Origin of the sequence: Pseudomonas migulae, from assembly GCF_024169315.1 — a bacterium.
GTDB classification, from domain to species: Bacteria; Pseudomonadota; Gammaproteobacteria; order Pseudomonadales; family Pseudomonadaceae; genus Aquipseudomonas; species Aquipseudomonas migulae_B.
This window is the reverse complement of the sequence record NZ_JALJWR010000001.1, coordinates 4,517,504-4,530,679: the sequence shown is the minus strand read 5'-3', so window position 1 is coordinate 4,530,679 and position 13,176 is coordinate 4,517,504. Positions and strand designations below refer to the sequence as shown.

The window sequence follows — 13,176 nt, the reverse complement described above, 5'->3', positions numbered from 1 at the left end:
CCCCTCGCCACAACGCGGGTTAAACCCCCGCCGCTTTCAACCGCGCCGCATGCTCGACAAACAACCGGATCGGCTCGGCCCCCTTCCCCACCAGTCCCAGCGACTGATTGACGATATCGAAGTGATCCAGCGGATACTCATCGCCAATCACCGTCCCGAGATGCGAACTGTAGCGCCCGACCATCCCGTCACAATGCCCGACTTCACGCACGAAGGTTTTGGCAAACAGTCGACAACTGCGGTTGGTCCCGTCGAACAGATTGCGCCCGCGATCGGTCTTGCCCGGCTGCAAGGTGCCGGACCACGAGTAATAGCGCACGCCGTTGACCTCTTCCGGCCCGTGCCCGCCCCAGGTTTCCGGCAAGCCCTGTGGATAACGCTGATTGAACAGCGTCACCCCGGCTGTCGTCAGCGACTCATGGGAGGCGTGGATATCCACCGGCAGCTTCGGCCCGCGATAGCCGGTTTCCAGCAGGCTCATCACCGTACCGATGATCCGAAGAAAAAAGGCGAGTAACCGTCCCTTCGCGCTGTCCGCCGGGTAATGTTTGTGCAGGTAATCCGCCAGTTCCGAGCCGTGATTGGGGCCGGCCACCGACGTGACCGACGCCACACGATCCGGGCGTTTCGCGGCGGCATAACGGGCGGTCAGCGAGCCTTGGCTGTGGCCGATCAGGTTGACCTTCTCGGCGCCGGTTTCCCGCAGAATCTCGTCGATTCGCGTCAGTAATTGCTCGCCGCGCACCTCGGTCGAGTGGAGCGGCGAAACCTGCACCGCAAACACCGTCGCCCCGCCTTGGCGCAACGCCGCGACAATCCCGTACCAGTACGGATACAGCACCAGACGGATAAACCCGAGCATTCCCGGGACCAGCACCAACGGATAACGCGTGGCAGAACCTTGCGACATGGGCGGACGTCCTTGTGATCGATGAGGTGACGCAAGGCTGAATGCAAGACATCAGCCAAGCATCGTTATCAAAAATGACAACTCGACGACCAGTCTATGACATCCGTCTTACTTCAGCCCTGCCACCCCCGCCACGATCAATCCGACCGACACCAGTTTGACCGCCGTCAGGCTTTCCCCGAGCAGCGCAAACCCGAGAAACACCGTGCCCAGCGAACCGATGGCGGTCCAGATCGGATAAGCGATGCTCACCGGCAATTCGCGCATCGCCAGGGTCAGGAAGTAGATCCCGCCCACCGCCGCCACGACCGTGATCAGCGACGGCCAGAGCCGGGTGAAGCCTTCGGCGTACTTCATGCCCATCGCGAAGGTAACTTCGAACCCGGCGGCGATCAGCAAAAACACCCAGGCCATCTAGAACTCCCTGGCCAGCGCCAGCAAACGCTGCTCGGCCTCGGCGACGGAGACCTCGAAGGTGCGTTCGGCGGACTCTTCGCCCTCGGCGGCGACCACGGTGACGTCGGTAATGCCGATGAAACCCAATGCCGTGCGCAGCAGCGTATCGGCATGATTCAACGCTTCGAGTTCACCCCCGGGCCCGAAACCGAACCCGCCACGGCTGGTGACGATCAGCGCTTTCTTGCCCTGTACCAGCGGCTCGTATTGCGCAACGCCGTTGTCCAGCGTGTGATTGAAAGTCAGGCCGAGCCGCACCACCTGATCGATCCATGCCTTGAGGCCGCTGGGCACGCTGAAGTTGTGCATGGGCGTGGAGATCACCAGTAAATCGTGGCCCAGCAACTCACCCACCAATTCATCACTGAACGCCAGATCGGCCTGCATCGACAACGGCCGCGCCTCGGATTCCGGGTAGAACGCGGCGGCCACGAAGGCTTCGTTGACCGGTGGAATCAACGCCCGACCGACTTCCCGACGAGTCAGTTGCGATTGCGGATGGCGCGCCTGCCAGGCGCTGAGAAACACTTCGGTCATGCGACGGGAGTGGGAACGTTCGCCCCGTGGACTGGCGTGGATGGCAAGAACTCTGTTCATCTGAATCTCCTGAAGACTAAACTCAAACGGCTTGTGGCGTGCAGATTGAGCTCGCCGCTGTCTCGCCTCAAATGAGCAAAAATCAGTCTGGATGAATTCATTTCATCCATGGAGTGTTCAATGTTTGCCTCGCTGCCGCTGACCGCCCTGCGCGCCTTTGAATCAGCCTCTCGCCTGTTGAGCTTCAAGGCCGCCGCCGAAGAACTGTCCGTGACGCCAACGGCGGTTTCCCATCAGATTCGTTCGCTGGAGAGTTGGCTCGGCGTACCGCTGTTTGAGCGCCTGCCACGACAGGTTCGCCTGACCGAGTGCGGCGAGCGTCTGTTCCACAGCCTGCACGGGGCTTTTCTGGAAGTGGCCCAGAGCGTCGACACCTTGCGCCCGCAACGCAGCGGCACAAGCCTGACGATTTCCACCACGGCCGCGTTTGCCGCACTGTGGCTGGTGCCTCGGCTTGGGCGGTTTTACGCCCGGCATCCGACCATCAGCCTGCGCCTGGACACCCATTGCGAAGTGATCGATTTGCATCAGGATGCCAGCGTCGACCTAGTGGTGCGCTACAGCCTTGATGACTATCCGAACCTTTATGGTTTGTGTCTGTTCGATGAGTCGTTCGGCGTTTATGGCTCGCCGGAACAAGTCGCGCGGGCCCGAAGTGGTCAGGCCCCCACGTTGATCAGCGTGCGCTGGCACAACTCGAAGCTGTACGCCCATGGCTGGGAGGCGTGGTGCGCGCAATCCGGCGAAACCTGGCTGACGGGGCAACCGCCGGTCCGGGAATACGACGAAGAGCATTACGCCCTGCAAGCCGCCATTGCCGGGCAAGGCCTGGTGCTGGCGAGCAATATTCTGGTGTCCGAGAGTGTGGCCAGTGGTTTGCTGGTGGCTTACCGGAGTGACATCCAGGTGGAGGGCGCCGGCTACAGCGCGCTGTGCGTACCGGGTCGTGAACGCCATCCGCCCGTGCGTGTATTTTTTGCCTGGTTGCAGGAAGAAGCGCGATTGTCTGGCCTGCTGCCAAGATCGCAGGCCGCGCGAGAACGCATCCCGGTTTAGAAACCTGCGATGTTTTCGATTGGCAAATTACATCAAACTTTTCGCTGCGCTCATCACTCACACCTTAGGAGTGATCACTTCCCCAGAAAGTGACGCAAACCCGGATTAGCCTCCAAGGAGAACGAGATGAGTGACATGCATTTGTCTGATGTAACGACTCTTCGCGCACGTGCCCGCCAGAACGTCGAAAATGGTGCGGTAACCGAAAGCTACAGCGCCGACCTCGACGAAGTGCTGCGTCTGCTCAACGAGTCGCTGGCCACCGAACTGGTCTGTGTCTTGCGCTACAAACGCCACTATTTCATGGCCAATGGCTTGAAAGCCCATGTCGCCGCCGACGAGTTCCTTGAGCACGCGAACCAGGAAGCGGCGCATGCCGACCGATTGGCCGAGCGCATCGTGCAGCTGGGCGGTGAGCCTGAGTTCAACCCGGACCTGCTGTCGAAAAACTCCCACGCGCAGTATGTGGCCGGCAACTCACTCAAAGAAATGGTCTATGAAGACCTGGTCGCCGAACGCATCGCCATCGACAGCTACCGCGAGATCATTCAGTACATCGGCGAAAAAGACCCGACCACCCGGCGCATCTTCGAAGACATCCTGGCCCAGGAAGAAGAGCATGCGGATGATATGGCGGACATTCTGAAAGATTTGTAGCGCCTGACAGTCCACCTTCGCGGGCAAGCCTCGCTGCTACAGGATTCGAGTCGGTCACCAGTTATGGGGACGACGCTAAACCTGTAGGAGCGAGGCTCGCCCGCGAAGGCGTCTTCATAGACGCCGAAGATTTATTTGGTGGGCTTAACGGTCACCGGCGCCTTCCCCGCCTTCATCTGCTGCAACAACGGCGCACACTGATTCGGTTCACCACCACTCGGCGCCACCAACGCCAACAACCCCGCCGCCGGCGCCGCGATCACACCCAACGCCACCATCCCCGCGCCACGCAACATCAGAGGCACCGCTTTCACACCGGCATCCGGCTTGATGAACTTGCCCCGCACATACAGCGGCGAACGCAGCGAAATCAAACGCCAGCCCTTGGATTCCGGCGTCACCGTCAGGTCCAGTTGCTCGGTCGCCATGTTCGCCGTGCCATCGATGTAGATGATCGCGTTCTCGGTATCGAAGACGAACAGACGCGTGGTTGCCAGGCCTGTCTTGATGTCGAAGTCGGCGGCCGCGCAATTGATCTTCACTTCCTTGTCGCCAAAGATCTTGCCGACCACATAGTTGCCGACGTTGAGCCCGGCCAGCTCCATCAACTCGCGACTGATCGCCCCGTCGTTGATCAGCATCTTCAGATTGCCGTTGGCCGAGCCCAGCAGTTTTGCCACCGAGTTGCCGCGACCGTTGATATCGGCATCACCATTGAGTTCGCCGAAACTGGTCTTCATCGGTTCGAAGGTGGGGAACAGCTGCTTGAGCTTGAAACCGCGCGCGGTGAGTTTGGCACTGCCTTCCAACGGTTCGGTGCGCCCGTTCAGGCGAATCTGCGCATCCAGCTTGCCGCCGGCCACACCGAAGCGCAGGGGTTCGAGGCTGAGCACGCCATCGGTCAACACCAGGTGGGTATAAAGGTCATTGAACGGCAGTTTTTCACTGTGGACGATGCGTTTGCCGGTGAATTCGACATCGGCGTCCATGTCGCGCCAGCGCTCGGTCTTGAACTCCTCGACCGGCAGCACTTTGTCTGCCGGTTGCTTGCTTTCACCGCCCCGGGCCTTTTGCTTGGCGTTGGAGTCAGCGCCAATCAAGGGTGCGAGGTCAGCAAACAGCAGCTGATTGGAAAGCAGTGAACCGCTGAGTTTCGGCCGTGGCTGGCTGGCGACATAGGCCAGGCTGCCATGAATGTCGCTCTCGCCGATCTTGCCGTTGAACTCTTCATAACGGAACACCGCGCCGCCCGCCTCGTGCAGCTTGGCGATCAAGTGACCGTCGGTGGCGTAGGGCGGTGTATCCGGCAGGGTCACGCCGGTCAACGGATAGAGGTTGCCCAGGCTGCTGCCGGCCAGTTTCAGTCGCAGGTCCAACGCGCCGAGATTGAGTGGATCGGTCAGCGTGCCCGCGAGTTCGACGCTGGTGTCAGCGATCTTGACCTGGGCCTGGAGCGGAAACGGGCGGGCCGAATCCTGCAAGGCCAGCAAACCACCGACCTTGCCGTCGCCAGCGAGTTTCTGGCCGTGGTATTGGCCTTTGACCTTCAGCGCGAACGCGTAATCCTGAGGTGCGGCGCCCTTCTCCTGAGCGCTTTTCGCCGCTTTGTCGCCAACGATTTCGCTGAACGGAATCGGTTTGCCCAGTGGGTCGATGATCAGGTCGAGCTGAGTCTTCAGGCTCTGGTCGTCAAGGGTGACGTGACCCTTGTCGAAGCCGATTGCGCCGATGTCGACCACCCAGCTGGAAGGCTCGGCGTTCGGGTCTTTCGGGTCAAATTTGAATGTCCAGTTCGCGCGGCCATCGGCCAGGCGCTGCAGGTCTGCGTTCGGTTCGGTCAAGTCGATACGCGGGATCGCTACGCGTTGCGCCAGCAAGGCCAGTGGCGAAAGGCGCAGCTCGACGCGCTTGAGCGTGACCATCTGCGGCTGCTTCGACCAGTCCGGGTTGCCGAGGCTCAGGTCCTCCGCCACCACATGCGGCCAGGGCACCCACGCCCGCCAACCGCCCTCATCGGGCTCGCGCTGCCAGACCACCGCGAGGTTGCCATTGATGGCAAACGGTCGATGCAGTTCTTCGGAGACTTTGGTGTTGATGGTGGGTTTGATCCGGTTCCAATCGAAGAACACGATGATCAGAACCAGTATTGCCAGCAACACAACCAGGCTGGCAAAGGTCCAGGCAAAGATTTTCGGGGTGCGCGTCATTGCACAGGGCTCCTGAATACGACTGAGCGCCCTGACTGCGACGCACGTGTGAAACGTTAGGCCAGAACCGGCCTGCCATGAATCCTAGGACTGGGAAACGGCGCGCAGGTTTAACCAAAAATGGGCTTAACGTTCAAATAATCGGTCGGGGACACCCTGCTCTCGCAAACCCGGCGTTACCGACCCCGCACTTTTGCGCGGCACGAGTGGGTCGAAAATACCCACATCAGTGCGAAAACCCTCGCCGGAGAGGCCCGTTCTAGAGCCTTCGAATGGAACAATCAATTCTGTTGATTATTACCATTGCGTTTATGAACTTTTATATCGACTTATCGAGAGTAGCATTGCCCTCGTACCCACTTTATCGCCCTCCTACGGAGCACCCAATCATGAAACGCCAATTACTGCTTAGCCTTTCCCTCTCACTGCTGGCCAGCACCGCTTTCGCTCTGCCAGCTGCTGATCAGGCAACCCCACAAGTCAAATCGAGCCACTCGGTGTTCAGCCAGACCGTTGCCGAAGGTGGTAACGATCGCCTGAAAGAAAAAGGCCTGATCACTCAAGACGGTTCGGACCGTACCCCACAAGGCCAATCCCTTGCCGCTGATGGTTCCGATCGCACTCCACAAGGTCAAACCCTGGCCGCTGACGGTTCCGATCGCACTCCACAAGGTCAAACCCTGGCTGCTGACGGTTCCGATCGCACTCCACAAGGTCAAACCCTGGCTGCTGACGGTTCCGATCGCACCCCACAAGGTCAAACCCTGGCTGCTGACGGTTCCGATCGCACTCCACAAGGTCAAACCCTGGCTGCTGACGGTTCCGATCGCACCCCACAAGGTCAAACCCTGGCTGCTGACGGTTCCGATCGCACTCCACAAGGTCAAACCCTCGCTGAAGGTGGTGGTGACCGTGTAATCGAACGCAACAGCGCTTTGAGCTAAGCCCATGGCGGCCCTGAAAAAAAGCCCAATCCACGGATTGGGCTTTTGATTTTATAGAAGCACCCTTTCCCCGCCTGTCTCTCTTTCAGTTGCCCCCTCCGATAGTCGTTCGACGCCAGCAAAGCCGATTTGCTAGAGTGCGCCGCTGTCTTGTCCAGAAAACACCCTTGCGATGCTGCCCCGCGCCGAACAGAAACAACAAACCCGCAACGCCCTGATGGACGCTGCACGCCATTTGATGGAATGCGGCCGAGGATTCGGCAGCCTGAGCCTGCGCGAAGTGGCGAAAACCGCCGGCATCGTCCCCACCGGTTTCTACCGGCATTTTACCGATATGGATGAACTGGGCCTGGTGCTGGTGAGCGAAGTCGGTCAGACCTTCCGCGAAACCATCCGCCTGGTGCGCCACAACGAGTTCGTGATGGGCGGCATCATCGATGCCTCGGTGCGGATATTTCTCGACGTGGTGTCGGCCAATCGTTCGCAATTCCTGTTTCTCGCCCGCGAGCAGTACGGTGGATCGCTGCCGGTGCGTCTGGCCATCGGACGCTTGCGCGAAGACATCAGCTCGGACCTGGCGGCCGACTTGTCGTTGATGCCTAAGCTGCAACACCTGGACATCGCCGGCCTGAGCGTCATGGCCGATCTCATCGTTAAAAGCGTGTTCGCAACCTTGCCCGACATCATTGATCCACCGGCAGAAGCATTGCCCGAGCATCTGACGCCTCAGGCGAAAATCACTCAGCAATTGCGGTTCATCTTCATCGGCCTAAAACACTGGCAAGGCCTCGGCAGCACGGAATAACACCGTTTCCATGAACAACACACTTCCCTGTGGGAGCTGGCTTGCCAGCGATGGCGGTGGGTCAGGCCACATCATTGTCGCCTGAAAGGCCGCTATCGCTGGCAAGCCAGCTCCCACAGTAGATCTGCAGCGTGAGACCGATCTGGCGCACGATGCATGCCGTCATTTGGTGCGCCAATCAAAGCCGCGCACCAAATTGCCGCAACAACTGAATCGCCCGCCACGCTCCGACAGCCATTTCCTACGAATCCCCCGATTGGCAAGCCCCTTGCTCTAGCCACAGCAATGTCCATTGCTGGAAGCCTTCCGATGCTGGTGATTCATCGCAGAATCAACCCTCAACCCGTCTGGGCCGCTGAATTGCACCTGACCTTCGAAGCCCGGAGCAAAAGCCGTTTGCGCTGTTTCAGTGCCGAGGGTGAAGACGTCGGTTTGTTTTTGGAGCGCGGTCAGCCGCCGCTGTATGACGGCGAATGCCTGGAAGCCGAGGATGGTCGCATCGTTCGCGTCTGCGCCCGTCCCGAGCAACTGCTGCATGTCACCTGCGCCAACGCTTTCGAGCTGACCCGCGCGGCTTATCACCTCGGCAACCGCCACGTCGCCCTGCAAGTCGGCGATGGCTGGTTGCGCCTGCTCGATGATTACGTGCTCAAGGCGATGCTCGAACAACTTGATGCCAAGGTCGAAAACATCGAAGCACCGTTCCAGCCAGAACACGGTGCCTATGGCGGTGGCCATCACCATTCGCGGCATGGCGACGAGGATTTCAACTATCCGCCGAAACTGCACCAGTTCGGCGTACGCCTATGAACCCGGCCTGGGCGCTGCTGCGCCTGGCCAGTCCGCAATTGCCGATTGGCGGCTACAGCTATTCCCAGGGCCTGGAAATGGCGGTGGATAACGGCCGGGTGAACAATTCCGACAGCGCCCGGCGCTGGATCAGCGATCAATTGCTGCTGAACCTCGCGCGCTTCGAGGCGCCGCTGTTACTCGCCCATTGCACAGCCGCCGCCGAAGAAAACTGGGCTGAACTGCTGAAACGCTGCGAAGAACACCGCGCCAGCCGGGAAACCCGCGAGTTGCATCAGGAAAGCCGGCAGATGGGTTATTCCTTGCAGCAACTGCTCAACGGTTTACCGGAACTCGATGCACCGGCCCGCGCCTTTCTCGAGCAACGTCCCGAACCGCACCTGGCCCTCGGCTGGTCACTGGCCGCGCGCGCCTGGCGCATCAGTCCGCAGGACGCGTTGGCCGCCTGGTTGTGGAGCTGGCTGGAAAACCAGCTGGCCGTGCTGATGAAAACCCTGCCGTTGGGCCAGCAAGCCGCGCAACGCCTGACCAGCGAATTGCTGCCGCTGCTGCAAGAAGCCCAACAGAACGCCACCCGAATCAACCCCGAACACTATGGCAGCGCCGCTTTCGGCCTGTCCCTGATGTGCATGGCCCATGAGCGCCAGTACAGCCGTCTGTTCCGTTCCTAGGGCCTTTTTATTTTGGAGAAGCACATGAACACACAACCTCTGCGCGTCGGCATCGGCGGACCGGTCGGTTCCGGCAAAACCGCTCTGACGCTGGCCCTGTGCCTGGCGCTGCGCGACCGCTACAACCTGGCCGTCGTGACCAATGACATCTACACCCGCGAAGACGCTGACTTTCTGGTGCGCAACGAAGCCCTGGCGCCGGAGCGGATCATCGGCGTGGAAACCGGCGGTTGCCCGCACACGGCGATCCGCGAAGACGCCTCGATCAACCTCGAAGCCGTGGACCAGCTGAACCGCCGCTTTCCGGGGCTGGACCTGATTCTGGTGGAGTCCGGTGGCGACAATCTGTCAGCCACCTTCAGCCCGGAACTGTCGGACCTGACGATCTACGTGATCGACGTCTCGGCCGGCGACAAGCTGCCGCGCAAAGGCGGGCCGGGGATCTGTAAATCCGATTTGCTGGTGATCAACAAGATAGACCTCGCCCCTTTGGTGGGCGCATCGCTGGAGATGATGGACAGCGACACCCAGCGTATGCGCAACGGAAAACCGTTTGTCTTCAGCAATCAGAAAACCGGGCTGGGCCTGGAAGCAATCATCGCGTTCATCGAACGCCAGGGCCTGCTGAACGCAGCCTGATCCTGATCAAACTTATCAACAAGGAAGCTTATCCATGTCACTTAAACGCATTTTCGGCGCCATGGCCCTGCTGCTGACCCCGGCCATCGCCTTTGCCCATCCCGGTCACGGCGATAATGGCTTGGTTGCCGGTATCAGCCACCCGATTGGCGGCCTCGATCACCTGCTGGCGATGCTCGCCGTGGGACTGTGGGCCGCGCAGCAGAAAGGCGCGGCGCGCTGGGCGCTGCCGTGCACGTTTGTCGGCACCATGCTGTTGGGTGGAGTGTTGGGTTTTGAAGGGTTGAACCTGCCGGCGCTGGAAAGCGGGATCGCCGCGTCGGTGCTGGCGCTGGGTCTGGCGGTGGCACTGGCGGTGCGTCCGCCTTTGAGTGTGGCGGTGGGTGCGACGGCGTTGTTTGCGTTGTTCCATGGCGTGGCGCATGGGCTGGAATTGCCGGACATGTCGAGTCCGTGGGCGTATGCCGCAGGGTTTGTGGCGGCGACGGCGGCGTTGCACGCGGCGGGTTATGCGGTGGTTCGGGTGTTGCCGCAAGCGGCGGCGCCGTTGGTTCGTTTGGCGGGTGCAGCTTCGGCGGCGGCTGGGGTCTGGTTGTTGGCGGGTTGATTCTTTACCGTCAGTGATGGCCTCATCGCGGGCAAGCCCCCTCTCACAGTAGATGCGTGTACGCAGAACCAGTGTGGGAGCTGGCTTGCCAGCGATGGCGGCCTGACAGACACCACATCTCTCAGGCCTGATAACATGTCGCGCAATCGACCCTGCCGTGACGACGCCAGCCAATGCCTCATTCTCCCCGCTCCGCCTCCCAGCCTGAATTGATCGCGCTGTTCGCCTCAGTGCATCAGCATTTCCAGGACGTGATCGTGCCCCTCTGGCAAGGCCCCGGCTGGAATGCCGAGCTGGCGCTGCCCTACGAGGCGCTGGACGCCGGGCATCAACCCTTGCCGCCTCAACGCTACCGGGCCATGGCTTGCGCGCGGCAGCTGTATCTGTTTTCCAGCCTGATAGGCCAGGTGCCGGGTGCCGAAGAGCGTGCCGCGGCGTTGTTCCGCTCGTTGCAGCAACATTTCCATGACGCCGAACACGGTGGCTGGTTCTACAGCATCGATCCGCAAGGCGCGCCGCTGGATCAGCGCAAGGATCTCTACACCCACGCTTTCATTCTCTTCGCCTGCGCCCATTATTGGGACAAGGTTCGCGAGCCGCTGGTGGAATCGGTGCTCAACGCCGTGCTGGAAGTGGTTGCGCAGCGTTTCGCCACGGGCGACGGCCTGTACGAAGCCACCCTTGAACGTGACTGGTCGTCGCTGAATAGCGGACCGCTGCAAAACCCGCTGATGCACCTGGCCGAAGCGTTCCTCGCCACCCTGTCGGTGCGTGATGACGTCGCCGTGCAACGCGCGCTCGTCGAGTTATGCACAGCCATGCAGCAGCGCTTTATCGATCCGCAGCACGGTGTGCTGATGGAAAAGCCGCTGGGCGCTGTGGATAACTGGTTTGAACCGGGGCACCAGTTCGAGTGGTATTTTTTGCTGGAGTCTTCGCCGTTGTTGCGTGGTTCCAGGCTGCACGCCTCCCTGGAGCGCGCCTTTGCATACACCGAGCAGCTGGGGGTCGATCAATCGAGTGGGGCGGTGCGGGCAATGCTCACGCTGGACGGGCATTCGAAGGACGGCACTCAACGCATCTGGGCTCAGGCGGAATACTTGCGTGCGCTGACCTTGCGCCCGGACAGCGAGGCCTCGGTGTTGCGTCAATTGCAGGCGCTGCAACAGCGCTCTCTGCATGCGGGTGGCTGGCATGAATGTCGCGATGAGAACGGTGAAGTGAGCCGTCAGGACATGCCTTCGACCACGCCTTATCACTTGGCGACTTGCTACCGCGGTTTGGCCGAATATTTGCGCTGACTGACAGATCGCTATCGCGGGCAAGCCCGCTCCCACAGGGCTCGTGTCGTTCGCAAAGTGGCGATGCAACACAAAACCTGTGGGAGCGTGGCTTGCCCGCGAATGGCCGTCACACGGTCTCAAGCCTTCGCATTACGCTCAATCGCAAACCCGCTCCACGTCTGGCTCACCGGCATCAGCTCAAGGCTGTTGATGTTGATGTGTGCCGGCGCATTGAGCACCCAGAAAATGGTGTCGGCGATGTCTTGCGGCTGGATCGGCTCGGCACCGGCGTAGGTCGCGTTGTACCGCTCCTGATCACCGGCAAAGCGCACCAGCGAGAATTCGCTCTCGCACAGGCCCGGTTCAATGTTGCTGACACGCACGCCCGTGCCTTGCAGGTCACAGCGCAGGTTCAGGGAGAACTGTTTGACGAACGCCTTGCTCGCGCCATACACGTGGCTGCCCGGATACGGGTAGTTGCCGGCGATGGAACCGAGGTTGACGATGCTGGCGCCACGACCGTGGGCGATCAGGCGTGGCAGCAGCAGACGAGTGCTGTACATCAGGCCCTTGATGTTGGTGTCGACCATGGTGTCCCAATCATCAAGGTTGCACTTCGGCGCCGGGTCCACGCCGAGCGCCAGACCGGCGTTGTTGATCAGCCCGCGCAGCTTGGCGAAGGACGGCGGCAGGTTGGCAATCGCCTCCTCCATGGCCTTGCGGTCACGCACATCGAGCACCAGGCCATGGACCTCGGTCTGCTTCGACAACTCGGCACACAAGGCATTTAGGCGTTCTTCACGACGACCTGTCAGCACCAGTTTCCAGCCAGCCTCGGCAAAACGACGGGCACAGGCTTCACCAAAACCGGAAGTCGCGCCGGTAATAAACAGGGTGTTGGACATCGTGTTCTCCTTGCTTCGGCCGACGGGCAGCCATTGGAATAGAAAATCAGCTGGCAGCATGCCCGGCCTTGCCGACAGCGGCAACCACCACAAAAGCTGTACGAAAAACGATCAATGCCAGCGACACCATATCCCACGTGGCCTGCAGCCATGTACGCGCACGTTATCCACAGGCCGGTCCACAGTTTTCGGGGGCAAGTAAAAAAGCTGCAAGCCTCTGTGCACAAGGCTTTGCGAGCAGATTACAAAGTTTTTCGCTTGACCCTGGAGTCCTCACTGTGTAGCCCATGGCATTTTGCACGATTGATTCGATCAATTAGCGATGGCGCCAAGCCAGTAACTACGGCCCTCAGCCAAGTCTTTCCAGAGTTTAACCACAGACTTATCCACAGGACGCGCGCCTGCGTTTCCGACTGATTTTCCAGCCAATAAAAAGATTGACAAAGCCGAGCTTCGGCCACGTAAAAACCCCTGATCAAAAAACAACCACAACTCTGCAAGCCACGTATCCAAAGGCCTTCAGCCAGCTACTCCCACGTTATTCACAGCCAGCTCCACAGCAAACGGGGACAAGTCAAAACCGTGACAAAACAACTATTTGCAGCGGCTTTATGTCGCGCTTTAAGAGC

14 protein-coding genes are annotated in these 13,176 nt (G+C 60.2%); 9 read left to right on the top strand and 5 right to left on the bottom strand.

Going from position 1 to position 13,176, the window contains the following annotated elements; all coding sequences use genetic code 11:
* Window positions 1–19 precede the first annotated feature (19 nt).
* The 3 genes from J2Y86_RS20780 to J2Y86_RS20770 all read right to left on the bottom strand — a co-directional run bounded on the left by J2Y86_RS20780 (window position 20) and on the right by J2Y86_RS20770 (window position 1,963).
* The gene (locus J2Y86_RS20780; protein ID WP_253435684.1) at window positions 20–910 is read right to left on the bottom strand and encodes an esterase/lipase family protein; all 891 of its coding nucleotides are present in this window, start codon (window positions 908–910) and stop codon (window positions 20–22) included.
* A 108-nt stretch (window positions 911–1,018) separates the two neighbouring features.
* Entirely contained in the window at window positions 1,019–1,324 is a 306-nt protein-coding gene (locus J2Y86_RS20775) for a DMT family transporter (protein ID WP_008031171.1), read from the bottom strand.
* Window positions 1,325–1,963: an FMN-dependent NADH-azoreductase gene (locus J2Y86_RS20770; protein ID WP_253435681.1), complete on the bottom strand. Its 639-nt coding sequence runs from the start codon at window positions 1,961–1,963 to the stop codon at window positions 1,325–1,327.
* A 108-nt stretch (window positions 1,964–2,071) separates the two neighbouring features.
* Between J2Y86_RS20770 and J2Y86_RS20765 the strand changes: the two genes are divergently transcribed.
* Together J2Y86_RS20765 and J2Y86_RS20760 are read left to right on the top strand one after the other, a co-directional pair.
* On the top strand, window positions 2,072–3,019 hold the full coding sequence (locus J2Y86_RS20765) for a LysR substrate-binding domain-containing protein (RefSeq protein WP_253435678.1): 948 nt from the start codon (window positions 2,072–2,074) through the stop codon (window positions 3,017–3,019).
* 126 nt (window positions 3,020–3,145) lie between these two features.
* Window positions 3,146–3,676 (top strand): ferritin-like domain-containing protein, encoded by a 531-nt coding sequence (locus J2Y86_RS20760; protein WP_017336293.1) that lies wholly within the window; start codon window positions 3,146–3,148, stop codon window positions 3,674–3,676.
* Between the two features lie 131 nt (window positions 3,677–3,807).
* Here J2Y86_RS20760 and J2Y86_RS20755 read toward each other — a convergent pair whose 3' ends face one another.
* Entirely contained in the window at window positions 3,808–5,883 is a 2,076-nt protein-coding gene (locus J2Y86_RS20755) for an AsmA family protein (protein ID WP_253435675.1), read from the bottom strand.
* A gap of 389 nt (window positions 5,884–6,272) precedes the next feature.
* Between J2Y86_RS20755 and J2Y86_RS20750 the strand changes: the two genes are divergently transcribed.
* The 7 genes from J2Y86_RS20750 to J2Y86_RS20720 all read left to right on the top strand — a co-directional run bounded on the left by J2Y86_RS20750 (window position 6,273) and on the right by J2Y86_RS20720 (window position 11,660).
* Entirely contained in the window at window positions 6,273–6,827 is a 555-nt protein-coding gene (locus tag J2Y86_RS20750; RefSeq protein ID WP_253435672.1) for a hypothetical protein, read from the top strand.
* Window positions 6,828–6,999: 172 nt separating this feature from the next.
* Entirely contained in the window at window positions 7,000–7,632 is a 633-nt protein-coding gene (locus J2Y86_RS20745) for a TetR family transcriptional regulator (protein WP_253435670.1), read from the top strand.
* Between the two features lie 309 nt (window positions 7,633–7,941).
* On the top strand, window positions 7,942–8,442 hold the full coding sequence (ureE, locus tag J2Y86_RS20740) for an urease accessory protein UreE (RefSeq protein ID WP_253435666.1): 501 nt from the start codon (window positions 7,942–7,944) through the stop codon (window positions 8,440–8,442).
* Window positions 8,439–9,113: an urease accessory protein UreF gene (locus tag J2Y86_RS20735; protein ID WP_253435663.1), complete on the top strand. Its 675-nt coding sequence runs from the start codon at window positions 8,439–8,441 to the stop codon at window positions 9,111–9,113. Before ureE ends, J2Y86_RS20735 begins: the two co-directional genes overlap by 4 nt.
* 24 nt (window positions 9,114–9,137) lie before the next feature.
* Window positions 9,138–9,752 (top strand): urease accessory protein UreG, encoded by a 615-nt coding sequence (ureG, locus tag J2Y86_RS20730; RefSeq protein WP_253435659.1) that lies wholly within the window; start codon window positions 9,138–9,140, stop codon window positions 9,750–9,752.
* 34 nt (window positions 9,753–9,786) lie between these two features.
* Entirely contained in the window at window positions 9,787–10,359 is a 573-nt protein-coding gene (locus J2Y86_RS20725; protein WP_253435656.1) for a HupE/UreJ family protein, read from the top strand.
* 173 nt (window positions 10,360–10,532) lie between these two features.
* Window positions 10,533–11,660, top strand: a complete 1,128-nt coding sequence (locus J2Y86_RS20720; protein WP_253435653.1) for an AGE family epimerase/isomerase — start codon at window positions 10,533–10,535, stop codon at window positions 11,658–11,660.
* 119 nt (window positions 11,661–11,779) lie between these two features.
* Here the strand turns inward: J2Y86_RS20720 and J2Y86_RS20715 are convergent, their stop codons facing one another.
* Entirely contained in the window at window positions 11,780–12,547 is a 768-nt protein-coding gene (locus J2Y86_RS20715) for an SDR family oxidoreductase (protein WP_253435649.1), read from the bottom strand.
* Window positions 12,548–13,176: the final 629 nt, after the last annotated feature.

Bases quoted from the DNA above. Each gene is read 5' to 3' on its own strand.
- J2Y86_RS20750 (WP_253435672.1), top strand. From the start codon at position 6,273: ATGAAACGCCAATTACTGCTTAGCCTTTCCCTCTCACTGCTGGCCAGC.
- J2Y86_RS20780 (WP_253435684.1), bottom strand. From the start codon at position 910: ATGTCGCAAGGTTCTGCCACGCGTTATCCGTTGGTGCTGGTCCCGGGA.
- J2Y86_RS20775 (WP_008031171.1), bottom strand. From the start codon at position 1,324: ATGGCCTGGGTGTTTTTGCTGATCGCCGCCGGGTTCGAAGTTACCTTC.
- J2Y86_RS20735 (WP_253435663.1), top strand. From the start codon at position 8,439: ATGAACCCGGCCTGGGCGCTGCTGCGCCTGGCCAGTCCGCAATTGCCG.
- J2Y86_RS20755 (WP_253435675.1), bottom strand. From the start codon at position 5,883: ATGACGCGCACCCCGAAAATCTTTGCCTGGACCTTTGCCAGCCTGGTT.
- J2Y86_RS20720 (WP_253435653.1), top strand. From the start codon at position 10,533: ATGCCTCATTCTCCCCGCTCCGCCTCCCAGCCTGAATTGATCGCGCTG.
- J2Y86_RS20760 (WP_017336293.1), top strand. From the start codon at position 3,146: ATGAGTGACATGCATTTGTCTGATGTAACGACTCTTCGCGCACGTGCC.
- ureG (WP_253435659.1), top strand. From the start codon at position 9,138: ATGAACACACAACCTCTGCGCGTCGGCATCGGCGGACCGGTCGGTTCC.
- J2Y86_RS20770 (WP_253435681.1), bottom strand. From the start codon at position 1,963: ATGAACAGAGTTCTTGCCATCCACGCCAGTCCACGGGGCGAACGTTCC.
- J2Y86_RS20745 (WP_253435670.1), top strand. From the start codon at position 7,000: ATGCTGCCCCGCGCCGAACAGAAACAACAAACCCGCAACGCCCTGATG.
- J2Y86_RS20725 (WP_253435656.1), top strand. From the start codon at position 9,787: ATGTCACTTAAACGCATTTTCGGCGCCATGGCCCTGCTGCTGACCCCG.
- J2Y86_RS20715 (WP_253435649.1), bottom strand. From the start codon at position 12,547: ATGTCCAACACCCTGTTTATTACCGGCGCGACTTCCGGTTTTGGTGAA.
- ureE (WP_253435666.1), top strand. From the start codon at position 7,942: ATGCTGGTGATTCATCGCAGAATCAACCCTCAACCCGTCTGGGCCGCT.
- J2Y86_RS20765 (WP_253435678.1), top strand. From the start codon at position 2,072: ATGGAGTGTTCAATGTTTGCCTCGCTGCCGCTGACCGCCCTGCGCGCC.